The sequence below is a fragment of the Oculatella sp. LEGE 06141 genome, assembly GCF_015207605.1.
Classification (GTDB): Bacteria; Cyanobacteriota; Cyanobacteriia; order Elainellales; family Elainellaceae; genus Oculatella.
The window spans coordinates 69,070-93,305 of record NZ_JADEWO010000012.1 but is presented as its reverse complement, the minus strand read 5'-3'; the positions used below and the strand labels follow the sequence as shown (position 1 = coordinate 93,305).

Annotated in this window: 25 protein-coding genes and 1 tRNA gene; 17 read left to right on the top strand and 9 right to left on the bottom strand. The window is 50.2% G+C overall.

What is annotated here, in order from left to right; genetic code table 11:
* The first annotated feature begins 91 nt into the window (after positions 1-91).
* Entirely contained in the window at positions 92-4,663 is a 4,572-nt protein-coding gene (locus IQ268_RS32220; RefSeq protein WP_228035265.1) for a response regulator, read from the top strand.
* 346 nt (positions 4,664-5,009) lie between these two features.
* Here the strand turns inward: IQ268_RS32220 and IQ268_RS11215 are convergent, their stop codons facing one another.
* The 4 genes from IQ268_RS11215 to grxC form a co-directional block, all read right to left on the bottom strand.
* Complete coding sequence (locus tag IQ268_RS11215) at positions 5,010-5,813, bottom strand: ABC transporter ATP-binding protein (protein WP_193878522.1); 804 nt, start codon at positions 5,811-5,813, stop codon at positions 5,010-5,012.
* A gap of 117 nt (positions 5,814-5,930) precedes the next feature.
* Positions 5,931-7,031, bottom strand: coding sequence for an ABC transporter substrate-binding protein (locus IQ268_RS11210; RefSeq protein ID WP_193878520.1), 1,101 nt, complete (start codon positions 7,029-7,031; stop codon positions 5,931-5,933).
* A 197-nt stretch (positions 7,032-7,228) separates the two neighbouring features.
* Positions 7,229-8,212, bottom strand: coding sequence for a glutathione synthase (gshB, locus tag IQ268_RS11205; protein WP_193878518.1), 984 nt, complete (start codon positions 8,210-8,212; stop codon positions 7,229-7,231).
* Positions 8,213-8,257: 45 nt separating this feature from the next.
* Positions 8,258-8,521, bottom strand: coding sequence for a glutaredoxin 3 (gene grxC, locus IQ268_RS11200; RefSeq protein ID WP_193878516.1), 264 nt, complete (start codon positions 8,519-8,521; stop codon positions 8,258-8,260).
* 306 nt (positions 8,522-8,827) lie between these two features.
* On the opposite strand from grxC, the gene IQ268_RS11195 reads away from it, so the two are divergent.
* From IQ268_RS11195 to IQ268_RS11185, 3 genes are all read left to right on the top strand, one after another.
* Complete coding sequence (locus IQ268_RS11195; RefSeq protein ID WP_193878508.1) at positions 8,828-9,325, top strand: pre-peptidase; 498 nt, start codon at positions 8,828-8,830, stop codon at positions 9,323-9,325.
* Positions 9,326-9,454: 129 nt separating this feature from the next.
* Positions 9,455-9,527, top strand: a tRNA-Phe gene (locus IQ268_RS11190).
* Positions 9,528-9,662: 135 nt separating this feature from the next.
* A complete protein-coding gene (locus IQ268_RS11185) occupies positions 9,663-10,754 on the top strand; it encodes a site-specific integrase (RefSeq protein ID WP_193878506.1) in 1,092 nt (363 codons plus the stop codon).
* On the opposite strand, the gene IQ268_RS11180 is transcribed toward IQ268_RS11185, so the two are convergent.
* From IQ268_RS11180 to IQ268_RS11160, 5 genes are all read right to left on the bottom strand, one after another.
* A complete protein-coding gene (locus tag IQ268_RS11180) occupies positions 10,751-10,987 on the bottom strand; it encodes a hypothetical protein (RefSeq protein WP_193878504.1) in 237 nt (78 codons plus the stop codon). The genes IQ268_RS11185 and IQ268_RS11180 overlap by 4 nt on opposite strands.
* Positions 10,980-11,138 (bottom strand): hypothetical protein, encoded by a 159-nt coding sequence (locus tag IQ268_RS11175; protein ID WP_193878502.1) that lies wholly within the window; start codon positions 11,136-11,138, stop codon positions 10,980-10,982. Before IQ268_RS11175 ends, IQ268_RS11180 begins: the two co-directional genes overlap by 8 nt.
* Complete coding sequence (locus IQ268_RS11170; RefSeq protein WP_193878500.1) at positions 11,135-13,084, bottom strand: AAA family ATPase; 1,950 nt, start codon at positions 13,082-13,084, stop codon at positions 11,135-11,137. Before IQ268_RS11170 ends, IQ268_RS11175 begins: the two co-directional genes overlap by 4 nt.
* A gap of 103 nt (positions 13,085-13,187) precedes the next feature.
* Positions 13,188-13,559, bottom strand: a complete 372-nt coding sequence (locus tag IQ268_RS11165) for a hypothetical protein (protein WP_193878497.1) — start codon at positions 13,557-13,559, stop codon at positions 13,188-13,190.
* Positions 13,556-13,810 carry a hypothetical protein gene (locus IQ268_RS11160; RefSeq protein ID WP_193878495.1) on the bottom strand — a complete coding sequence of 85 codons (255 nt, stop codon included), beginning with the start codon at positions 13,808-13,810 and terminating at the stop codon, positions 13,556-13,558. The genes IQ268_RS11165 and IQ268_RS11160 overlap by 4 nt, the downstream gene beginning before the upstream one ends.
* A gap of 308 nt (positions 13,811-14,118) precedes the next feature.
* Between IQ268_RS11160 and IQ268_RS11155 the strand changes: the two genes are divergently transcribed.
* The 13 genes from IQ268_RS11155 to IQ268_RS11095 all read left to right on the top strand — a co-directional run bounded on the left by IQ268_RS11155 (position 14,119) and on the right by IQ268_RS11095 (position 24,235).
* Positions 14,119-14,403, top strand: coding sequence for a DNA-binding transcriptional regulator (locus IQ268_RS11155; protein WP_193878493.1), 285 nt, complete (start codon positions 14,119-14,121; stop codon positions 14,401-14,403).
* 164 nt (positions 14,404-14,567) lie between these two features.
* Positions 14,568-15,143, top strand: a complete 576-nt coding sequence (locus IQ268_RS11150) for a hypothetical protein (RefSeq protein WP_193878491.1) — start codon at positions 14,568-14,570, stop codon at positions 15,141-15,143.
* Positions 15,144-15,222: 79 nt separating this feature from the next.
* Positions 15,223-15,786 (top strand): hypothetical protein, encoded by a 564-nt coding sequence (locus IQ268_RS11145; RefSeq protein ID WP_193878489.1) that lies wholly within the window; start codon positions 15,223-15,225, stop codon positions 15,784-15,786.
* Positions 15,787-15,799: 13 nt separating this feature from the next.
* Entirely contained in the window at positions 15,800-16,195 is a 396-nt protein-coding gene (locus IQ268_RS11140; RefSeq protein WP_193878487.1) for a hypothetical protein, read from the top strand.
* Positions 16,196-16,197: 2 nt separating this feature from the next.
* The gene (locus tag IQ268_RS11135; RefSeq protein WP_193878485.1) at positions 16,198-16,746 is read left to right on the top strand and encodes a hypothetical protein; all 549 of its coding nucleotides are present in this window, start codon (positions 16,198-16,200) and stop codon (positions 16,744-16,746) included.
* A 102-nt stretch (positions 16,747-16,848) separates the two neighbouring features.
* On the top strand, positions 16,849-17,457 hold the full coding sequence (locus IQ268_RS11130) for a hypothetical protein (RefSeq protein ID WP_228035264.1): 609 nt from the start codon (positions 16,849-16,851) through the stop codon (positions 17,455-17,457).
* Positions 17,458-17,472: 15 nt separating this feature from the next.
* Positions 17,473-18,126, top strand: coding sequence for a hypothetical protein (locus tag IQ268_RS11125; protein ID WP_193878481.1), 654 nt, complete (start codon positions 17,473-17,475; stop codon positions 18,124-18,126).
* Positions 18,119-18,724 (top strand): hypothetical protein, encoded by a 606-nt coding sequence (locus IQ268_RS11120; RefSeq protein ID WP_193878479.1) that lies wholly within the window; start codon positions 18,119-18,121, stop codon positions 18,722-18,724. Before IQ268_RS11125 ends, IQ268_RS11120 begins: the two co-directional genes overlap by 8 nt.
* A 61-nt stretch (positions 18,725-18,785) precedes the next feature.
* The gene (locus IQ268_RS11115) at positions 18,786-19,460 is read left to right on the top strand and encodes a hypothetical protein (RefSeq protein ID WP_193878477.1); all 675 of its coding nucleotides are present in this window, start codon (positions 18,786-18,788) and stop codon (positions 19,458-19,460) included.
* 129 nt (positions 19,461-19,589) lie between these two features.
* The gene (locus tag IQ268_RS11110; protein WP_193878475.1) at positions 19,590-21,704 is read left to right on the top strand and encodes a hypothetical protein; all 2,115 of its coding nucleotides are present in this window, start codon (positions 19,590-19,592) and stop codon (positions 21,702-21,704) included.
* Positions 21,704-23,281 carry a hypothetical protein gene (locus IQ268_RS11105; protein WP_193878473.1) on the top strand — a complete coding sequence of 526 codons (1,578 nt, stop codon included), beginning with the start codon at positions 21,704-21,706 and terminating at the stop codon, positions 23,279-23,281. The genes IQ268_RS11110 and IQ268_RS11105 overlap by 1 nt, the downstream gene beginning before the upstream one ends.
* A gap of 163 nt (positions 23,282-23,444) precedes the next feature.
* Entirely contained in the window at positions 23,445-23,984 is a 540-nt protein-coding gene (locus IQ268_RS11100) for a hypothetical protein (protein WP_193878472.1), read from the top strand.
* On the top strand, positions 23,981-24,235 hold the full coding sequence (locus IQ268_RS11095) for a hypothetical protein (RefSeq protein WP_193878470.1): 255 nt from the start codon (positions 23,981-23,983) through the stop codon (positions 24,233-24,235). The genes IQ268_RS11100 and IQ268_RS11095 overlap by 4 nt, the downstream gene beginning before the upstream one ends.
* The last annotated feature ends 1 nt before the right edge of the window (position 24,236 follow it).

Below are 24,236 nucleotides of genomic sequence, written 5' to 3'. Positions count from 1 at the left end.
GGCTATCTGCCGAATGCTACGCCCCCACAGGAGACATTTCATCCGTTTAAACAACCTCTAAGGTTAGCTAACCCTGAGGAGTAGGGGATCAATGGCGATTAATTCTGATATCCGCGATCAAGCCTATCAGTTCTTTGTTGAAGAAGCACCAGACTTACTGCAAGTGCTGGAGTCGGGGCTGCTGGCTCTTACTCAAGAGCGCAGTGATGCTGAAATTCATTCACTGATGCGGGCGGCTCATACCATTAAGGGCGGTGCCTCTAGCGTTGGCCTGGAGACGATCGCAACTATTGCCCATCGGTTAGAAAACGTCTTTAAGGCACTCTATAGTGATGGCTTAGAGATTGATGCCGACTTAGAAAACCAGTTGTTGCAAGCATACGACTGTTTGCGCTTGCCGCTGCTAGAACAAATCACAGTCGGTTCATTCGATCCACAGCAGGCGACGGCGATCGCTGATCCCATCTTTGCCCAAATTGAGGAACGGTGTGGGGATGCGCTAAACGATGGCAATACTTACATTCCCAGTTCAAAAGACATGGGAATTGATATGGTCACCTCGATCTTTGAGGTGGATGTAGCCGAAGGAATTAATCGTCTGGCTGCGATCGCAGCCCATCCCCGAGGCTATGAAATAGCGGGCGAGCTACGGGCGCAAGCCGAGGTGTTTGCCGGATTTGCAGAACTGCTGAATCTGCCAGAATTTGGAGCGATCGCTGAAGCGGCACAGCAAGCATTGAACGTCAATCCAGACTGTGCCGACGAAATCATGCTATTGGCATTAGCCGATTTTGAAGCGGGTCGTCGAGCGGTTTTAGCGGGCGATCGCGCTGGTGGTCGAGGGCCATCTGCGCGTTTAATGGCATTGACGGCTCCTAGCCCCACCTTTCTTCCAGAAACAGTCCGACTCTCGATCGCAGACTCCTTCATTTTGGATGCCGACTTTGACGAGCTAGAGAGCGGAGTATCGCTACTAGACGACATGTTTGGCAGCGATGCCTCTTACCTGGATATCTCATCGCAAAACGCATCTGAGTTTGAAAACAGCTTTGAGCCTGAATTTGAACCTGAATTTGAACCTGAATTTGAGCCTGAATTTGAGCCTGAATTTGAGTCCAAGTTTGAATCGAGCTTTGAATTTGAATCAGGCTTTGAATCTGAGTTTGAATCGTACCTTGAGTCTGAACCTGACCCCAACTTTGAACACAACTTTGAATCTGGACTTGAAGCTGGCTTTGAATCCAGTTTTGAATCCGGCGTCGAATCCGGCGTTGAATCCAACCTTAGCTCCGAACTGGAATTGAGCTTTGAGTCTGAACTGGAAATTGGCTTTGAGTCCGATTTTGAATTCAACCTTGAGTCTAAGGCTGAACCCAGCTTTGAATCTGAATTAGCAGCGCTTGAATCTGAACTGGAACCCAGCTTTGAGTCTGAATTAGCAACGCTTGAATCTGAACTGGAAATTGGCTTTGAGTCTGATTTTGAATTCAACCTTGAGTCTAAGGCTGAACCCAGCTTTGAATCTGAATTAGCAGCACTTGAATCTGAACTGGAACCCAGCTTTGAGTCTGAATTAGCAGCGCTTGAATCTGAACTGGAACCCAGCTTTGAGGCTCAACCTGAGCCTGGTTTTGAACTGGATTTTGAATCGCTCTTTGAATCGAGTCTTGAAGCTGAGTTGGCAGCGCTTGAGTCTGAACTGGAACCCAGCTTTGAATCGCTCTTCGAATCGAGCCTTGAATCTGAACTGGAACCCAGCCTTGAGCCGGAGCCTGACAGTGGTTTTGAATCCGGTGAACCGGAGAACAGCTTAGAAGATACGGCTACCCAGTTGGAAGATTCTGCTGCTCAGGAATTGCTGGAACGCACAGAGACGATCGAGCCAGAGATGATGGCTGCCTTTGCAGATAGCTCATTGTTAGATGATGAACATGGTCTAGCAGAGACAGATTCAACAGATTTAAATGGCAACCTTCCGCTGTTTGTACCACAGCATGAAGCAAAAACCGAGATTGATGCAATCAAAGAAATTAAATGGTTAGCGGGTAACACTCCAGCACGCCTACAGCAGCAGATCTCGTCGTTAGTTCCGTACAAGCAGCAACAGCCGACTCCATCAACAACGGAGAGTGTACCGCCAGACTCGTCGGCTTTGCCAACAGCAGATGAGATAAATGAGATAAATGGGGTAGATGAGATAAATGGGGTAGATGAGATAAATGAGGCAAATGGTGTAGATGAGGTAAATGGGGTAGATGAAGTAGATGGTGTAAATGGTGTAGATGAAGTAAACGGTGTAGATGAGGTAAATGGGGCAGATGAGGTAAATGGGGTAGATGAGGTAAACGGGGTAGATAAGGTAAACGGTGCAGATGAGGTAAACGGTGCAGATGAGGTAAATGAGGCAAATGGTGTAGATAGCTCCTCTCTTCTGACCATTATTCCAAAGTCCACCGCACCACCGCCGAACCAGAAACGAGCGATCGCCCCTCGGTTGTTAGCATTACCAGAAAGCCGTGGTTCAATCACACCAACGACTCCGCAAAATGGAGCCTTAGAAGTTCGCAAGAGCAACCACCTATCGCGGATCAATCAGGACGAACAGCGGCCTAAACAACCGCTTCCCCGCAAAGAAGGGCCAGCAACCCCTGGCATGACGGTGCGGGTAGATACCGAGCGCCTGGAGCGCATGAACAACCTGGTGGGTGAATTAGCCATTAACCGTAATGGTTTATCCTTGCAAAATGAACAGATGCAGACAGCGCTGCATGAGCTGCTTAATCGGTTTGGTCGGTTTCAAACGATGGCAAATCAACTGCGGCAATTCTCGGATCAATTGCTAGTTGCACCAGAACGTCATCGCATTGAAGAAGATGGCGCTACCCCTGGCCAGCAGAGCCAAACCCGACCCTCCAATTCATCATCCCCCATTTCGCCTGTCTCTTTGACTTCGGTGCCATTAACTACTCAGCCGTCGCCCTCTGCCGAGTTTGACTCCCTGGAAATGGATACCTATGGGGGAATGTACTCCCAGCTCCAGGAGATTTTAGAAACCATCGTTCAATTAGAAGAAACCGTTGACGATATTAGCTTATTTGCTCGCCAGTCCAACCAGGCGTTAGATCAGCAGCGACACATGCTCTCTTACTTGCGAGATGAGCTGATTTGGGCGCGTATGTTGCCGCTGGGTGAAATTCTCAATCGCTTTCCGCGCATGTTGCGTAACCTGTCAACGGCTTATCACAAGCCAGTTCAGTTGAAGTTGACCGGAGCGGGAGTCCTGGTTGATAAAGCGATCCTGGAAAAGCTTTACGATCCCTTGCTGCATTTGTTACGTAATGCGTTTGATCATGGCATTGAAGCTCCGGCCATTCGCAAAGAGCAGGGAAAGGCAGAACAAGGGCAAATCGAAATTCGGGCGCATCACAAGGGAAACCAGACCATCATTCAGGTAGAAGACGACGGGCAGGGGATCAACTTCGATCGCATCCGCAGGCGATTGCTGGATCTGGGATGGCTTTCCGCCGAACAGATAGCGCTTATGGCTCCAGCACAGCTGCTTGAATTCATCTTTGAACCTGGTTTTTCAACGGCGCAGCGGGTTAGTGAGCTATCCGGGCGAGGTGTTGGGTTGGATGTGGTGCGATCGCAACTCCGTGCCATTAAGGGAACCGTGTCGGTTAGCTCGTCCCCTGGCAAAGGAGCAACCTTTACACTGGCGCTGCCGTTTACATTAACCATTGTCAAACTGATCATTTGCCTGGTTGGGTCGATAGCGATGGCGCTACCGGCCGACAGCATCGAGGAAATTCTCACGCCGCAAGAGGATCAAATCAAACAATCGGGGGCACAGCGGTTTTTATACTGGCGAGAGCAGATCATTCCGGTTTACGGCATGGCCGATCTGCTCGACTATGCCTGCCCCTTATCCGAGGCTCCTCCCAGCAAAGCATTAGACTCGATTGCCCTACCGCAACATTGGGCTTTACCCATGCTGATTTTCCGCCAGGAGCATCAGGTATTTGCGTTAGAGATCGATCGCCTGGTGACAGAGCAAGAATTGGTGGTCAAACCGTTTGGCTCGGTCATTGCACCACCCAGTTACATCTATGGATGTACGATTTTGGGGGATGGTAGTTTGGTTCCGGTAATTGATGGCATTGCGCTGCTGTCGTTAGGGCTAGATCAAAGTGCGGTAACGACCGTGCGGATGAGCGAGTCGCAACCATTGTTAACCGGGCGCGACCACAACTCGTCTGGCCGTCTCACAACCGTGCAGCCGATTCGGGCAACCACCATTCTGGTCGTGGATGATGCGGTAACCCTGCGACGAACCCTGGCGCTTTCCCTGGAACGAGCCGGGTTTCGCGTGTTACAGGCGCGAGATGGGCATGAGGCGATCGAGCAACTACAGCAAGGCGCATCGGTACAGCTCGTGATTTGCGATATTGAAATGCCAAACATGAACGGGTTCGAGTTTCTCAATTATCGTCGCCAAGATCCAAATCTCTCGCTGGTTCCCGTTGTGATGTTAACGTCACGCAGTAATGATAAACATCGTTGGTTGGCAATGCAGTTAGGAGCGGCGGCTTACTTTACCAAGCCTTACCTGGAACAGGAATTTCTGATGGCATTAAACTCTCTCATTAAGGCTCACCAGTGATCCCAATCCGTTGATTCTCATGGCACTGGCATTGGCATCAGAGGATGGGTTAAAAGTGCTGATGGTCAGTTAGAGGATGTTTGAGAGGATATCTTAAAAGTGCTAAGCTCCAACTCGAACCGCCCCCTAATCCCCCAATGTTGGCTTCGACGTGAGCGCTCAGCCGAACGGGGACTTCTGAATCAATTCTGTTTCAAAGTCCCCCATTTTTGGGGGATTTAGGGGGCTAATTTAGAATGTTGAGCCATTCTCAGACACCCTCTGAAACGTATCAAACGTCTCTAAGGGCGATTCCATTAGGGATTGCTAAGCGGCTGTTCTCACTGGCCGACAATGCCCACCCTTCTTACTGAATCGCCAGGTTTTGTTCTGACTCTGACCATCGATCGCCCATAGGGACATTGACCGCTCTGGAAAGCGAGGCTGAAATCTCACGACAATATTGGTTATACGCCAGCGACGTGCGAAACTCTTCGGTGCGGGGATAGGGAGACTCGATCGCCACATCAGCCACCACCCGACCCGGACGAGCCGCCATCACAATCACCCGATTCGAGAGATAAACCGCCTCATAAATGTTGTGGGTGACAAATACCACCGTCCACTGCTTTTGGCTCCAGAGGTCAAGCAGATCGCTGTTGAGTCGGCTGCGGGTCATTTCATCCAGCGCCCCAAACGGCTCATCCATGAGCAGCACTTCTGGTTTGGTAACAAGGGATCGGGCGATCGACACTCGCATCTTCATTCCACCCGACAACTCGCGCGGATAGGATTGCTCGAACCCTTGTAGATCGACCAATTGAATCGCCTCTTCCACCGCCGCTTTTGCCGTCAGCCGGGGAATGCCCGCCAGCTTCAACGGCAACCGAATATTTTCAGCCACCGTTGCCCACGGCATTAGTGCCGCATCCTGAAACACAAAGGCAAGCTGTCGCTGGGCGTGCTGGTGCCCCCATTGAATCGAGCCTGAAGTCAGTTTGCCGAGTCCAGCAATTAGCCGCAACACCGTACTCTTGCCGCAACCAGACGGCCCCAGTAAGCTAACAAACTGCCCCTCTTCAATCGTCAAATTGAGATCCTGCAAGGCAACGGTGCCGTTGGCGTAGACCTTGCTGACGTTGTCAATGGCGATCGCAGGACTGTGATTCATCTGTAAATTTTCCTCAATGAAGGAAACGAGCGGTGCCGCGACGAAGAACAATTCCCCTGATTGAACGGTGCCAGCGCTGGTAAAGCCGGGATAGATTACAGTCCAGTATGCCCAAAACTATGTTCGGTAGGCATCTGCACCCTTATTCACAAAGTCTAAAGTGTACGCCTGGGTATAGTCTGTGTCGGGCTGGAATACGCCCTCTTCTGCCATCGTCTCAAAGAAAGCCTGCCAGCGTTCCTCGGTCATTGCGCCAATGCCCTGCGTCTCGGCATCTCCCGATGTGACAATGCCGTACTCTTTCATCTTCTCGATGCTGTAGGCCAGTTGCTCGTCGGTCATCTCCGGGTTGGCTTGCTTAATTAGCTCATTGCCCGGTGTGGGGTCATCCTCCAAATAGCTGTACCAACCTTTAATGGACGCTTCAACAAACCGCTGCACCAGGTCGGGGTTTTGTTCTACCAGTTCTCGCTTACACTCAATGGTGGTTGAGTAGGGACTGTATCCGTAGTCAGCCAGCAAAAACACTACTGGCTCAAACCCGCCTTCGTTGGCGATCGCCAGCGGTTCAGAACTGAGATAGCCCTGCTGCGCTGCATTTTTGTCGGCCAAAAAGGGGCCAGGGTTGAAGTTGTAGGGGCGCTTTTGATCTTCGGTAAAACCAAACTTTGCTTGCAGAAACGGCCAATAGGTAACGTTAGCGGCTGATGAAATAAAGATCGGTCTGCCTTTGAGGTCTTCTAGCGAACTGGCTCCGGTGTCGGGATGAGCCAGCAACACCTGCGGATCTTTCTGAAAGATGGAGGCCACGGTTACCTTGGGGATGCCTTCTTCGATCGCCTTGATAGCATCGGATGCATACCCCATAAAAAAGTCAACAGCCCCACCCATTAAGAGCTGCGTGCCGTTCACCTGCGGCCCTCCCATTTGCACGGTTACGTCCAGCCCATAGTCTTCGTAGATGCCAGTAGCCACGGCTTGATAAAAGCCGCCATGCTCGGCCTGGGCATACCAGTTCGTGCCGTAGGTAATGGAGGTCAGCTCTCCGGATGATGGGGCAGCGGCGGGGGAACTGGCCGCCGGAGACTCCGTTGCCGCCGGGCGATTAGACGTGCAGGCCGCCACCATACCACTACCGAACGCGATCGCTCCATATTGCACAAACTTGCGTCGGCTCATGCCGTAAAGACCGCGAGGGGGGTAACGCAATTGGCTCATCCGATTCTCCTTCAATGGCAGAACGACATAACTTAGGATATTTCAACCCGTTGCAAAGTGGTCAAACTCAGGATAAGCAGGTGTGCAATCAGGTGAACTAATGCATTTCCCAGCTTGAACCTACTAAAACCTAACCAGCAAAATTGTAGTTAGAGATACGAGTTCAACGCTCTCTTTGGTTTGACCATCTCTTTAGTTTATGAAGCAGCACTGGATTGGTGCGGTAGTTGGGTTACCCACTGAATCACCTGCTCACCCAAACGAACCGTGTTCAAACGGTCAATTTCCCGGATTCCGGTTGGGCTGGTGACGTTGACTTCGGTTAAGTAGCCCCCAATCACATCAATGCCAACAAAAAACAGGCCGTCTCGCTTCAGAGCCGGAGCAACCTGGCTGCAAATGTAGCGATCGCGCTCTGTGATCTCTGCCGCTGCGACGCGCCCACCGACCGCCATGTTGCCACGAAACTCGCTGCCCGTCGGAATGCGGTTGACGGCTCCAACCGGTTCGCCGTTGAGCAAAATGATGCGTTTATCGCCTTCCTTAGCCGCAGGCAAAAACTCTTGCACCATAATCGGGCTTTTGTTTTGCAGCGTGCTGATCTCAATTAACGAATTGAAGTTGCGATCGCCCGGTTCGATAAACAAAATTCCCTCGCCGCCTTTGCCACCCAGAGGTTTGATTACGGCAGCGCCTACTCGCTCAACAAACTGCCGAATCACCTTTTTGTCCTGGCTAACAATCGTTTCAGGAATGACATCCTTAAATTGCAGGGCATACATCTTTTCGTTAGCCGCTCGTAACCCCTGCGGCGAGTTCAAGACCAGCGTTCGAGCCGGATCAACATAGTCCAGAATGTAGGTGGCATACAGATAGGGCACGTTTACTGGCGGATCGGTACGCATGAAAACAGCATCCATCTCTTCTAAACAGAGGAGATGGCGATCGCTCAGTTGATACCAGGCCAATTCAGCAACCCAGCGCCCATCCACTAGCTTGACGGGCGTTAATTCGACCTGCCTGAGTTCAGCATAGGCTTTACCGGAAGCCACGCTCAACTGGTCTGCCTCGGTAATCCAAACGTCATGTCCCAGTGTTTGAGCCGCTTCCATTAGCGCCACACTGGTGTCATGACCCGGATCTAGCTTCTGAATCGGGTCGATGATAAATGCAAATCTCACCAAACTATCCTCAAGCGATCGCCTTCTACTTTGTGTGTTGTAGCCCTATGCCGTTTGCAAAAGCTGATCTAGCTTACCCTGCGAGTTCAGCGCATGCAGATCATCACAGCCACCGACATGCTGGTCGTTGATGAAAATTTGAGGCACAGAACGGCGACCGTTTGCTCGTTCAGCCATATCGGCTCGCGCCGCTTCGTCACCATCAATCACATATTCGGTATAGTGAACCCCTTTGCGATCCAGAAGCGCTTTAGCTCGGATGCAAAATGGGCAGGTACTCCAGGTGTAAATCTCAACGTTAGGAGCCATTTTCGCCTCCAAAGTGCAATATTTCTTAATCTTAATTCAATTAAGCCATCATCGCTGGTTTGTGCTGGACGCGCTATTTGCAAAGCATATGAACTTCAAGCCTGGAGGAAGCAGGCAAACTCTAGGGTGAAGGTCATTAACAACCCTTCCCGGCACAATTGACGTTGCAACCTCTCTAGCCGCTTGGGCATTTAGCTAGCTTCAAAGACCAGAAACAGAATGGAAATGCTCTTCAGTGAGACTTCCAGAGGAAAATGATGCATAATTGACGAGTTCTAGTACTTACTGACGGGGTATTGCACGCTCATGAGCAAGCGTTTGATTTCCAGATTACGGCTTCCGTTTGTGGTTTCAGCCACAGTATGTGCGCTCGGTTTTAGTGCTGCCACCGTTAGCGCTCAAGAATCGGTAGCACAGCAACCCCCAACGCAGCGATCGTCTACACCGATGTATAACCCGATGCCGATGCCCGCTGCTAATGAGGTGACAGATACCCTATCAGAGAAAGATATTCCCACGGGGTTTGGTGGCTTTGCCCGTGATTATCTGACCACATTCAACGAGGGCGATCATGTCGTCATTGATCTGATTTCTGATGAGTTTGATACGATCATCACCTTGATTGCCCCAGACGGTTCCACCCTGGGTGAGAATGACGACGGTCCCGATGGTACAACGAACTCCCTACTCTTTGCTCGAATCACCCGTCCTGGCAGCTACATCCTGCGCGTTCGGCCGTATGCCGGACAGGGGCTAGGCACCTTCAACCTGAAGGTCACTCGGTTGCGCCCGGTCGATGAATAATCACTGTCAGGGCGGTACTCAGTCTTTCAAAAGAACGGTAACGTCCTGACGTCAAATTTAATTTTCGCCAACTACTTGCCAAGGTTGCATAGAGTTTGCTAGCTTAATTAAGCGCTGAACGCGCGGTTTGCCGGGATAGCTCAGTCGGTAGAGCAGAGGACTGAAAATCCTCGTGTCGGCGGTTCAAGTCCGCCTCCTGGCATCTTTCCATGATTAAAAATTGCTTAAAACCCTTGAGAAATCAAGGGTTTTGCTGTTAGAGCATATTTGCCTATTGTCGCTAGTTGTTGCTAGTTGTCGATAGTTGAGGCTATTTTTTTAGGCAAGATTTAAGCAAATGGATATTACTGGAAAACTGGCACAGGCCAACGGACGGCTAAAGGCTCATCGGGTGGGAGTCCGTATTGAGCAGATGGGAGAAAAGCTTTACTTGCAAGCCACACTCCCACCAAAACCAGGTAGTAGTAAACCACAACCACACCAGCAGCGGATTGCTTTAGGTATTGGGGCACATCCGAGAGGTGTGCAGATGGCAGAGCAGGAAGCGAGAAAGATTGGTGCATTGAAGGACTGCGGTGAGTTTGATTGGAGCCAATATCTCAAAACCGGGGAAACTTCCTCCGATTTAACTGGTGATTGGCTGGCAAAGTTTGAGGCTGAAGTGAAACCTACGGTCAATGCTACGACGTGGAGAACTGAGTACAAGCAAGTTTTCAGTCGGCTACCTCAAGAGCAGTTGCTTACTCGTGAGCTGCTATTGGAGGCGATCGCCAAAGTCCCTAACAATACTCGCAACCGAAAACGTTACTGTACTAGCCTTTCACGGTTGGCAGAGTTTGCCGGGATTGAACTAAATGTGAAGCCCTTAAAAGGTAACTATTCATATACGGAGGTAGACCCGCGTACACTGCCCACTGATCAGCAAGTTGCAGAATGGTTCCATAGAATCCCTAATTCACGGTGGCAATATGTCTATGGGCTACTGGCTACCTTTGGGCTACGGAATCATGAGGCTTTCTTTCTCGATGTTGAACCATTGAAGCAGGGAAAATATTGGATAGAAGTGCAGTCCAGCAAATCCTGTAAGCATTTGGTTTGGGCTTTTTATCCAGAGTGGGTAGAACTGTTTGGGCTAAGAGATGGGCAACTCCCACCAGGCGAGAGCGGGAGTCATGAAGCCTACGGGCATCGTGTAACGACTCAATTTAGCCGTTACGAAGTGCCCTTCAGCCCCTACGATTTGCGGCATCGATGGGCAGTTAGAACGCTCGAATTTGGGCTGCCAGACTCCCACGCGGCAAAGCAAATGGGGCACAGCGTAACCGTTCACGAACGCATCTACCACCACTGGATCACAGCGGAGACGCATCAGCGTGCCTTTGACGTACTGATGCTGAGAGGCGATCGCCCCCGGCCACCTGAAGTTTAGTGCCGATGCCTCTCGTTTTCTTGCCGCAACTCTGCAAGCCGTGCTTTACAGTTTTCCAGGTGATAGCGATAGCGCGGTGCAGAGTAAGGGTTGATGTCTATCCAGTGTTTGCCATTTTGCAGCACTTGCTGTTCCCTCAGTCGTTGCAGTGTGTGCCTCGATATGTGCAGTTTTTGAAGGATGACTTTGGACGGTACAAAGTCATCCGATGATGGCTTCCGTTTTTCAGCCATCAATCATGTCCTCCACATCATCTGGATCGCCCATATCCCAGTCAGGCCAGTCATACAAACAGGACTGATTGAGGCAGAGCCACAGAAACGCTACGCCATCCCAACAGATGTCGGTAGAACCGCATTGCGGGCACCTCTCATTCCGTGTCATAGGCGATCGCCCCTCTTTAGAACTCTCACATCAGTAGCGGGAAAGATGCTGGTTCGGCCTGTCTGCTGATTGCGAACCTTCACCCGTTCACGATCGCGGGAGACATCGATAATTTTGCCCCCGTCCATCAACTCTCGAAACAGTGGCTCACCCAAGCAGTTGATCGGAATCTGTGGATCAGAGCGTTTCGATTTGGGCACTTCTTTCCAGGGCAACTTATCGCTGCCGCTTCTCAACCAGGTAGCCGAACCGATCGCGATGACTAAATCGCCCACCGCTAAATTTTGCTCATTCTCAATAGCGATCGCCCGATCGCTTTCCCGGTCGCTTGCCCGATCGCCTTCAAACCCTAGTTGCAATGCGGGTTTGTCCTCAAAGCGATCAGGCGATCGGACTGTTTTGGGTTTTTCAACAAATTTATTTTCTGTTTTTTGCCCGATCGCCTGATCGCTTTGCTCAAAACCATTGCTATTCGGTGGTTTAGAGGCGATCGGACTAGGCGATCGGACTTCCGACTCACTCTGATCGCCTGATCGGTAGTCAGTATCTTGAACAGAGTAGAGGTAATAAGGAGTACCTGGTATTCTCTCTCGCCTAATCAGCCCTTTTGCCCATAACTCCCGTAAGGCTCGACGAGTCGCCTCCTTCCCTAAGTTGAGATACTCGCTAATTTCGGCAGGGGCGTAGGCTATGCCGCGCTGATTGTCGTCTGAGAGCCACAGTCTGATTCTTCCGGCTTGAGTGGCTGTGGCCTCTGCGTTTTCCTCTTCCCCGTCCTCACCCAGATATCGGAAGGTGAAGTCCTCGGCATCAAACACGAATTTATAGCGGCCTGGGGGCAAGCCCATCCGCGTCTTCTGCACTCGCATCAGTCGTTCAGATGGCGACTCGGCACCCACTGTCATGCTCCAAACCGCATCGACAGAGTTATGGATGGCGCGGCTACCACGGGCGTTCCCTTCCCCGTTGCTGTGGTGAATGATGAAAACGTTATGCCCGTAGCGTTTGCGAATGTCGTTGATTTGCAGCAGCGGGCGGGCATATTCGGTGTCGTTCTCGCTAAAGATGCAGCTACGGTTGATGGCTGTTAGCGAGTCGATGATGATGGTGCTTCCCGGCGGCATCTTGGCGCACCATGCTTCGAAGTGGGCGATCGCCTCTACCTTCCAGCCGGATTCAATCCACAGAGGCGCGTTGCTGGGAATGCCGCGAATGTCGATGCGCTCGGCGGTAATCATCTCTGGCTCATCCACCTGGATCAGCAACACGTTGCTTTGCGTGACCGGGTAGCCGTTCCAGGGCTTGCCCTGGAGGATGGCGGCCATCATCTCATAGAGAAACAGTGTTTTCCCTACGCCGCCTTCGGCGTGCAGCAAGAGGGTAATGCCTTTGGGAATCCAACCCTGCACCAACCATTCCACCTCTTGCTGATGTTGGGTTTGAAATTCAGAGATGTGTTTAGGTTGGAAGAATTGCTGCTGGCAGAGCGCTTTGTTATAGACCTCCATCAGTTGCCGTGAGGTGCGCTTTGCCCGTCGCGCCAAGACTTGCAGCTTCCATTCTCTAAGTCCTGCATCTTGAATCTGCTCGATTTGCTCGATTTGCTTAACGATGGAGTCGTATTCGAGATATTCAAGATCTTGACCGAGGTGTTTTTGGGTGAGCTGCTGTGCGATAGACTCGACAAGCTCGACCGGGACAGCGTTGTATTTAGCAATTTGGGAGAGGTTTGCTTTCAGGAACCGGCTACCGGTGACGGCCTTAAGAATGTCGTCCTCCAGGTCGCGATCGGCCTGTTCTCTAAGCGCATCCGGGGGCGAAAACACAGCATTGTATGAACGAGCTGCATCAGAGCTGCTCTGTTCTATCCATCGTTTTTCTTCTGCTACAAGTTGTTGCCATTCTTCTTGAGTGGCTGGGGTATAGTTGAAATCATCAGAAGACATCGGTGCAATTCTCCACTATTGGGCACTCTGATACAGCCTGTGTCCGCAATACACAGGCAAAACTATGAAGGCCATCTCTTTAGCCGAAGAGATGGCCTCTTGTTTAGAAAGGTGTAGCGTCTATAACCTCTGTGGATTCGTTCTCAACAGCAGGTAGAAGATTGACCAGTTCTGGAAATGGCTGCACATCGGTTTTGATGCCTTGTTTGGTTAGAAATTCAGCCGTTGCAGCCCACTTCGATCGCGCTTCGGTTAGTTTTTGTTCTAACTCCCGCAGCTCCACCTGGAGACGAGACCGTTCACGCCAAACCTTATTGCTATCGGGTTGAGCGGCTGTAACGGCCTTATCTCGCAGCATGGCGATCGCATCATCTGCGGATTCCCCTTCCTCTAACTCAACCTCGAAGCCAATTTTCTCGTTTTCGTAGTCGCCAATATTGAACAGAGCTGAGTAAATAACTCGTTTAATTTTCATCGTGTTACCTCACGAAGCTGAGCGACGATCGCCCCCATCACTTCCAAGAGGGTTTCATCCGGCGCTTCCTGAAGAAGGTGGAAAGCATCCTCAGCCGCTTGATTGCTGGCATTCAAATCAAAGTTATTGCTAGCTAGAAGAATGGCGATTTCTTCTAATAGGTAAAACTTTTGTGATTTGGTCAAACTCTCCAACCGATCGCCATACTGATCCGTAAGCTTGGCTAGTGCATTTTGCTGGGTTGATTGCATATAGAATCCTTCTGCTAATGGAAATCAGAATTTAGAGCTAAGGGCAGCCCTCGACCGAGGATTGCCCTTTTTGTTTGTGAATATTGTGTGTTTCACCTCTCTTCTTTTGTGAGCGCATGTCAAAAGCGGATGTACTTCTGTTTTTGACCTACGCATGTGTCAGATGATTGGGTATGCGGTACAGGTCATCTGGTCAATGCACCCTGTACCGCTACAAATGAGCGGCGGAAAGCGTTTGCAGTCCGTTGCCCGTTTGTTTGTCCTTGATTATGCCATACTGGCACGCCACTTTGGCACGCCACTTTGCTATGATAAAACACAAACCGTTGGAGGAGGAAGAATCCCCCTTGAAAGCAATTCGTGAGCTTCTAGGTTTATCTCAACAAGAATTCGCTGGTTTGCTCGGTGTCTCTATTACCACAGTGAGCAGGTGGGAGCGCGGCAAAACGCCGCCTACTTTCACTATTGGGCAAATAAGAGTTTTGTTGAGGGAGCTGAAGCCATACGGGTTGACCCTTGAAAACTTTCCAGACGATATGACACCGGGAAACCGGATGCAGCTTCAAGGTTCAGGAGGTGTCGATGTAACTTAATTCAGCTTTAGCCGGGGCACTCAACCCCGGCTCCATTCCTTTAAAGGAGGTTTAACGCACACTTGGCGCACATTCAAACGCACACAGTCTGCACGGCAACAGCACAAACCTTGAACACCTGATTTGTAAGGCTTTGAGCCATTCTCTAAGCAGGACTAGTACATATGGAGCACGTATCAGAGCACAACACTCGCACACCATCCGCACATTACAGCGCCCAACAAATTGCGATTGAGCATGAAGACTTGGGAATTAAGGAAGTCACCATCAGAACCCGATGGTTCTCATGGCTTACCAAAGTAGCTCCAGAGCCTCTGCTCAAAACCAAACAAGGGTTTACAGAACTGGCTCGCACGCTGTTTGAGGACTTTGCTGAGAACGTTAAGCGTGATGGGCAAAGCCCTGAACAGTGGGTTCAATCCGCTAAAAGTCGTTACTCCCATGAGTGGGCTTCTGCTGGTGTGATTGACGCTGAATTGATGCCCGACCAGGTCGGAGGCGCATTAGCGATGCTGCAATCCAAAGGGAACGAGTTACAGCAGCGCTTAGCTGACGAGCTGGAACAGCTTAACGAGTTCGTAGGGCAAATTGCCGATGTGGATGCCAATTTCTCACAGGCTGAAGTGGACTTGCATAAAGCCCGTGGTGCGGTGCGCGGCATCCAACGATTCAAGCTTGAAACTCAATCAGAACTGGAGGTCTACAACCAACTCAGAAAACAACATCTCAACAATCAGTGATGAGGATCTGCCGGGGAACAGATCTCACCCCGTCCCCGGCAGCATTACTCCCTTTAGAAACACAAGGAGCAATTCAATCATGACATTTTTCAAACGCCGGATTAATGCTGGTCTTGGTGCTGACGTTCCTAACGACTGCGATTTGCAAGCACAGCAACAACAGCGCATTCAGGAATCGGGGCACCGGAACCCCAAACCCGATCCGGGCGACGGCAGCAGCAACCAGGACTGGTACAGCGAAGACGACAACGGCGACTGGCAAAAGGTTGACAAATCCGTTTATCGGAGTCTCTGTCTGGTAGGGGCGATCGCTCTCTCTGGCCTGATAACAGGCTGCCCTGAGTCTTACTACACATACACCGCACCAGCCCAGGCATCCGGCTCTCATGCCCCATTCGGGAGTTGGACAGAGCCACCTTTAAATGCCCAATCTTACGGCGGGTTGGGCGAACTGAATCCAGAGGAGATTAACGCCATCCTTCATTTGGCTTTCCCTCAGCAATATGAGTCCATCAAGGACAGATTTGGGTTACCAAACAAAAGAGACGAACACAAAGACTATTACAGAATCGGCGGAACAACTCGGTGGCTTGCGATCGAGTACCAGGGCAAAACGGCCACATCCTATACTCTCAGCAATTGAGGCGATTCAAACCATGTTGAGACAAACTGGGGCGATCGCCCTAACTACTATTTTGGTTGCCGTCTCTCTGCCAAAGAAGGTAGAAGCGCAGACAGTAAATCCAGCCGTGCAAGCTTGTTTTTCTAATGCTGCCTGCACTGCTACAGTTGTACTACTCGGAGGGGTTTACTATTGGGCAGTGACCCAATCAGGTGTTACCCAGCACTTCCCTCACGATGGAGAGCCAGGCCACCTTGAAAACCCAGAAGGCTCAACCGAACAATGGGAAGAGACTATTTGGGCTGGAAGCATCAGCGAAGCCATCAGCAAATGTCAGGAGTTTGCTCAGCAAAACGGGGTGGTCTACGTCGGAGTTGTTCACAATCGCGGTCGTAGTTACGTTTGCCAAGTTAGAACCTACAGGAGTTAGTTATGACAACAACCCATCTTGTAAAATTTGTTCTGGTCTACCCGCCGGGGCAACTTCCTCCAGACGTGAAGGCTGAAGACATCCCAGATGATGAGCCTATTGGTTCGTTTGAGGACTATATTTTTCAGTTTTCAGAACAACCGCCAGAACTGGGAACTAACCATCATCTGAATGGTAATCAGTGGACGATCGCTCAGGTTCAAACCTATCAAGCGCTTCAATCAACGCCTGGTGCAACTAAAGCAGTTCATATCGCCATCTGCACTCCTGATGGAGCCGTTCCACAAAGACCTGATTGGAGTGGGGGTCAACCTCAAGTCCTCTACATCCCAGCGCTGACCAACGGCACCTTGGCGCTTAATGAAGATGGAACAAACCGTTACGGGATAGCAGTAGAAACACCGCTCAACATTCCGTTAAATAACATCTTTGAAGATTGGACGCTGAAATACTTCCAGTCCTTTGAATTGGTATCAGCATCAGCTCCACAGTCATTCAAGGACGTTGTAATCTGCTGGTGTAAGCAAGAACCTGCACTGGTTGTTGTCTAACTCCCAATTACATCCCACTCAAGTAAGCCCTGGTGCGATCGCATCAGGGTTTTTCATATCCATAGGACTGGGCACTTTAGAAAAAGCCATCTAACAAACCTGTTGGATGGCTTAGTAGTTTTCTATTGCGAGACTAACATGAAGTTTCCTACATGGTTTCCCTTCCCTAGCTCATGGCTCAATGCTGTTCTACTGCTATTTTTAACGGTTGCAACCAGCTACATTTCAGACAAGCTTTTTGACGTTGGATTTAACTTTTCTGAGTTTGCTGATAGCCCTGAACCATTCATCCTATTTGGGGTTGTTGCGCTACTGTCTCCCATCCCAGTGATTGCTCTATTTCACCACTTCATTCATTTAGGAATTGGGAAGATGGCTCCTAAGCTGCAATCGCCAGAAATAGGAAAAGTTAAAGGATTTTTACCTGGTTTAATTAGTTGGTGGGAAGGGTTACAAAGCTGGCTAGTGATGTCTGTTTCCACACTTTCTATGATTGGCATAGCAACCGTAACTTACCGCTTTTTTAATATTGATTTTTCACCCACGGCATCCATCATTCACGGGAATGAAGATGGATTTATGGGCTTATTGGGCATTTCTTGGCTAGTTTGCGCGGCCTACCTCTACCAGGTCGCGCATTTAGTTGAGCGTCGCTTGATGGCGATCGCATCAAAAACAAGGAATGTACGCTACAACGGTTTGAATGAATAAGAGTAGCGGGTTTGCATGAGTTGGACTAGTAATGGATTCTTTCGCAACGTCAACATTTTGAAGCGGCTGGATGCGACTGCAACAAATCAGTTGATAGACCTTTATCAACCTGGAACTTTAAACACTCAAAGTCTTAAGCCAGATGTGCGCTATTCAGGCTTTATTACGTCACTAAGAATTGCGGTTGATATAAGTAGTGTTTCGCCCGTTGAATTCCCCGCGCGCGAGCCGGGGATGAGCGACGGTGAATTGAACACCCTGCTACGGCAACTTGATGCCGGGGCACCTAAGAAAATGATGGATCTATTTCTCAGATCGTCCGATTCTGAGCCGTTGAGAATCGGCTCAATTAGTCTTTATAATCGCCGTCCCTATTACAACATAGACATTCTGTACTATTTAACAGATGCCGCCGCTTGCGATATAGCTTCAGATGCCGTTTTATCGGTTCAGGTTCGGGGGGTTGGATACGGTCTGCTCACAGGGACAGATTCAGTCTCGATTTTTGGAAGTTCGGTGGAGGAAGCCGAAAACACAGCCCCCAGCTTAATCGTTAATGTGTTTGGCGGCGGCGGCAGCGGTGGCTCGACAGCCACAGGAAATGTTGTTACAGATGAAGCTGGACAGGTGATCACCAACAACGCGGGGGAACTGGTTACAAGTGCCTAAACATTCAGAATTGTCTGGAGCTGATCTCCACGAAACAAAATTAACGCTGGGCGCACCGCCCACCGCGCCCAGTTTTGTGGGGCAAACACGATTCCATAATGGGGTTTTATTTATCGGAACGGGAACGACGGCGGGGGCCTGGAGTCCTTGCTATCCTCAGATTTTTGATTGGGCACTAGAAACCGCGCCCTATGCCGCAAACAGCCCAAACACAATCACATCGATCGGGCTGTACTGGCATCCCCTTTCTAACGCCAGTTTGAGCAATATTGCCTTGTCTTCAGAATTAGTCAACATCTGGATTGGGGGCGATGACTGGGGTGTCGGCGCACCGATCAACTTCACAGAACAGATCACCCAGATGGGAGCAGGAATTTTTACGTTTCTCATTAGCGGGGAAGATGCCTACGGGGGCAGCGACAAACCATTGCATGACCAACGGCTGGAATTAGTTGGAAGCCAGCCGACATCAGCCGCCGAAGTGATCGAAATGGCAAACGACTTCAAAGGGATGAACGGGGAATATTACAGCAACATTCGCTCGGTGCGAATCCTGGAACCCTTCTCTTTAGGCCGTTTAAGAATCGTCAATGCATAACATTTGCTTTTATTTGGGAACCTACCATGATCAGCTACTAGCCAAGCGAACTATAGTAGCTTTGAGAAACCACTATCAAAGCTCAGATATCATTTGCCGCTCAGACGGGGTTTTAGATGCCACGTTTGAGCGGTTTTGTATTGAGAATAAAACCCAGTATGTTCAAGGCGATCGAATCAAGACCTTAAACTATGGGGGGCTATGGTCTATCACAATGCTTCAATTATTTTTGAAGCTATCCAGGGCAGAATTCCTGATTAGAATTGAGCCGGATACTGTAATCCTACGTCGGCTTGAAACCTTACCGGATGCGGATGTATTCGCGCGCTATCAAGGGGGGAAGCGCCCTTACTATCAGGGTGGGGCAATGGGTTTCAGCCGAAACGCCGCCAAACTGATATTAGAATCTAAACTACTTGAAAGTGAAATTTATAAACAGACTTCCTATGGTTATCAGCGCTTTGCTGATCATTATCGACAGGCTGAAGAAATATTGCAGAATGAGCCATTAGCAGCAACCGATATCATTCTTTCAGATGTTATAGCTAAACTAGGGTTTACTGTTGACGATTGGCAGATAGCCGCCTGTTTCTCCCATGCAACAGACTTGCATAAATGGCTGATATCTCAATCGATTGACTCCCTAGAAAACTATTGTTTTGTTCATCCTGTTAAATGCGTTATTCATCCAGGCCCGATCGAGATCGATTCTCTCAAGCCCAAATTAGAGGGGTAAGGCGACATCGACCGCACCACATTGGGCGGCAACAGGAGCGGCTGTTAGAGGCAACAGCACGACGGCGGGAAGAAAGAGGGCCGCTAGTCGTGCCCTATCTCATCAGACCCGATCGGGTTGGGGTGATTGATGGTTAGGGCTGGGCGGCCACCGCGCCCAGCAACTGATCCGCGATCGCTGGGAGATACAGGGGGGCAAGACCCAATCGAGAATCCTACCTTTGACGTGGGGCCGTTCCATGTTGGGCCAGATGCGGAACCACCCAGGCCGCTGGGGGATGATGCTGGATTCAGAATCGATCCGCCGCCCGATCGCCCAGTTGATCCAACCGATTGCGAACATTACCCCAGTTCCCCTTTCTGTGGAGGGACACCACCGCTTCCCCCTACGCCGATTCCGGGGATTAATCCTCCAGCTCAGCTCAAAGTTACCAGCGCCGGCTGCAATAACTGTGAATGCTGGTTGTGCTTCGAGGGGCGGCTATTCGGCGCGGCAACGCCCAACGTTTGCATCAGTTACCGGAAAGCGAATTGTATCGACCCACCCAAAGAGAACCCTATCCCGCCAATTCCAGACGGGCCACCGCCGGGGAATCCGGTTGAGTTTGACCAGCCGAACAATACCGGGGAAGGATGGATCGCCAATTGTCGCTATTTCGTCTACGTCAGGAACTCTGTTTATCGGTTGCCGCATGAAAAGCTACCAATGCCTGATAGCCCAGCGCTGAATGCATGGAACCCGACTGGAACAACCGATCTGAGAGATTACATCATCCCAGCCTACGGGCCGATCGTGGGGTTGAAGTACAGATACTCATATACCAATTTTGATGGTGTGCCGTGGTACGACATCTTTTTAGTCAGTGGTGGTTTGGGGCAGTACCCTTACGAGTTCACCAACCAGACAACCCAGCGAACCCGGATCTTTAAATGGGAAGCAGGATTCTTTACAGACGCGGTGTTTACCAACCGCCCCAGCTTTTTATTCCCTGGGGTTGCCAGCCACCGAAAACCACATGACGAGCTGTTCTATAACGCGCCTGGGGAACGTCTGGACTTTAACGGCATTCCCACCTATTTCTACGATGAAGCGGTGCCACGATTTATCATGCGCGCGCCGATCACAGTGATCTATAGCGTGGTTCAAGCGGGGAAGGTTGAGCCGCATGTTTACGCTGATGGCACACGGGCATTCTATGGCTATGTTTGCGGCCCACCTTCCCCACCTCCACCTATTCCCCCAAACCCTCCTGATATGGCATGTTGCAGTTGTGAAGATATCGCCCGATTGATCGATCGGAAGTTGAAGCCCATCTATAAAATTTTGGGCTTTGAACCTGCGGATCTCCCTAAAATCAAAATCAATCCAGATGAGCTGATCAAAACTCTGGGAGAGAGTGTCTACCCTACCCCAGAAGGGGAAGAGATAGACATCTACAACATGATCCAATTGATCGGTGCGGTTGGAGCATCGAACTACTTTAAGGCGGGATACCAGGATTTACCCGCAAAATTACCCTCTACCCTATTGGCTTATTCCGATGGAGCCGAACCGGAGGAACTGAAGACAGAGTTAGAGCTAACCGCCTGGTTCATCAAGCAGTTTGATGCGTTGATCGGGCAATTCCCAATCAAGATGAGTTTTCAGGATGGAGAGGAAGAAACAGCAATCGAACTTCCAAACATCTCTGAAACATTGGCTGAGTTATACGGCCTGACACAGACAGCTACCAGCAACACGGACTTATCAATTAACTTTCTGACTCGCTTAGCGGCTGAATTGATCTCAGTAAAGAATTCTTCATTGATCACTCAAGATCATGCCAAGGGAATTAGCGCGTTTTTAGGATACAAAGGAAACCCTAAGCCGCGAACTATTGGCTACGCTTTCGATCCAAGCCATCTCGACTCTATTCAAAATCTATTGAATGAGTCTTATAGTCAGATCATTGGTTGGGAGAATGAGGATAAAGAAACCGTCGCTAATTATCTAATGCGCTTATCATTTAGCGCTGGAATAATTAAGGCCGTGTTCATGCGAAATGGTTCGCAAATCAGCGGATTACAGAATCAGATTGAGTCATTGTTTGCTGATGGCGATAGCGATTTAGAGGGCCGCTGGCAAGCGTTTGTCCAATACATCAATAGTCCTAACGCCCGATTTAATAATGCTTCCCCGTTCAATCCACAACCCAGTGTTGTAGATAAAACAGTAGGGGATGAACCAACGGAAGGGGAAGACTGATGGTTCTGGAGCTTAAACCCAATCAATTACTCTCAAGAGCAATTCGGTGGAACAGCAGCAAGGGCATCACTGGCAGTGGTGTCCTGGGTTCATTGGGGGATTCAAAGATCCTTAACCCTGATATCAGGAAAATCAACCCGATCGCGCGCATTGATAGCCAGACCGATGAGGACGGGGGGTTTCTCGGTTGGCTATGGGACTCCGCAAAGACGTTTATCGGATTTATTGGAAAAATCTTTGGGATTGCAAAGTTTAGCTTGACAGCCGCCTGGGGGTGGCTGTCAGGCCGCTTTGAGCAAATTAAAGCGTTCAACTGGAATGCTTCAGATTTACAGCTTCAATCAATGTTGGATAGCCAAAATGTAGCCCTTGCTAGCGTATGGGGAAGTTTGATCGGGCAAGGAATCGGCTGGGCTGCGGGAATCGGCGTAGGCTACTCTATTGGGTTTTTCTGTCCTGTTATTGGTGGCTCGTTTCTGGCTAAATCAATCGCGGGAAGCGTCACGACCGAAAGCATAGAGGAACTGTTGCCCCAGCTCCGATCGGCACTAGGGCAGACGGCTGGAGCATTGGCTAATTCATTCCTAATTAGCGGCTATATGCAGTTTCGTAGGTTGCTGAAAACCGCGCCGCGAGACTTGTTAGAGAGTGTGTTTGGGGAGGGAACCAGCGACTTTATCCGCCGTCAGTGGGGGGCTGAAGGCGGGCCGGACTACTCCTTCAATGCAACGATGGATAGTGCGGTTCAAGACATCGACAACGCCATTGTTCAGACCTTCATTGAAAACCTGCTAGAGGAAAGCTGGGATTCATTTATGGAAAGCGGGTTTATCATCGCCCAGGAACTGGATGAAGCCTTCCAACAAACTAGAGTTGTGCAGAAGGAGCAATTTGGGCCAGATAAGACATTAGAAATCAAGCCCGATGTCCGGTCTGATGAGGTTTTAGTGTTTCAGGACGTGCCTCAAAAGTTGCTAGAACCTGCTGTTATGGGGCTGATCAATCAGCAACGCCTGGTGCACAACAGAGATATGGGCAGCATCATCTCGCAACCCGTTGACGAATACATCCGAGCGCGCCCCCAGCTACGAAAGCTTGTCCTACTGTTCAAGGGACGATCGCGGCCACCCTGGAAGAATCCAGACGGCTCACGGGCGAAGGAGGTTTGCTGTGCCATTCCAGACGCGCGCCGGGGGCTAACCTGGGATGAAATCAAAACAGCAGCACAGCCGTTCACTTGGGGGCGTTTTAAGGCAGTGGCGACGCTGGACAATCAGCGACAGATGCATGTCAACGCGGCCACAAAAGAGATGGCAGAAAATACCCTGTTGAGGTTAGCGGCATTGTCAACGGCTGAAATTTTAAGGCTTACAGTCTCGGAAGAGGAACGGACACCAACGCCGCTGAGGAAAACAGCCACAGATGTATATCCGGCTTATGCCACACTCATGGCTAGAACCGCATCTTTAACGACAGAAGGCAGAACGATGCTGGATGGACGAACGTTTACAGAAGAGATAAAGCGGTTCGAACTATGGACAAATAACCCGCCGCTGGGGTGGGAAGGATTGCCCTAACGTCGTAACAAATCTTATCGTTATGACAATATGCTCGAATTGTTATCGTGCAGAACCCTATGGGTTCGGGTGTTGGAAGCAGAGCTAGAAAGATACGTGAAAACCCTTATAGCACAAGGGTTTCACGGGTTGCTATAACCAGAGCAACCTTCTTTTCAGAGCTATGACTTATACCTCTCGACTACGAAAAGCGATCAGGGAAGCGGCAACGCTGGAGCGATACGTCGAATACATCCGGGAAGCTGCTACGGAGCCGCCCAACTTTGGAAGCCGTGGGGCTAGAGGCCCGTCCCGTGAGATTGGCGTTGTACCCTTCTCATTCGATATTCCTGCGAACAATCTGGTGATCGTGTCTGCCAGCGGAAAGAGCTGGACAAAGCTAAACCCGACGATCGGAACGTATGCAGACGCAACGCTGGGCGGTTCTGTTGAGAAACAGAGAATCGGGGGATTCAAACCCGCACGCCTCATCTACTTCGAGTCAGCAACCCGGTCTGTAACAACGCCAATATCTAAACGAACCGGACTGGAGTACCAAAAATACGCGGGAACCACCTACACCGCGCCTTATGGTCGAGGTTCTGGCGATGGGAATGATGAATACGAAGTTTTTATGGATTTGCGATCGCAACTGCGACCCGCATCCTATACGGGCATCCGTCGCGTGAGTCGCCAAGTTGAAATCAGGAAGCAACGGGCATGATTAGCGCTGAAGATCTCTTTACTACGTTTGGAGCTGAGAACCCTGATTTCAACGCCGCCGATCAAGATGCTGAATGCAGACTATTGTTTCAGCGTCAGGCCGCGATCGGCGCGTGCCTGGTGGGAGATCTTCAGCCCGATGACTTGCTTGATTTATTAGCGGATCAGATGGATGTAGTCGAATATGTCCAGACTGTTGAAGCTAATGTCCATTGGGCTTCAAGTCAAATAGGGCGATCGCTCATTCTCTAAA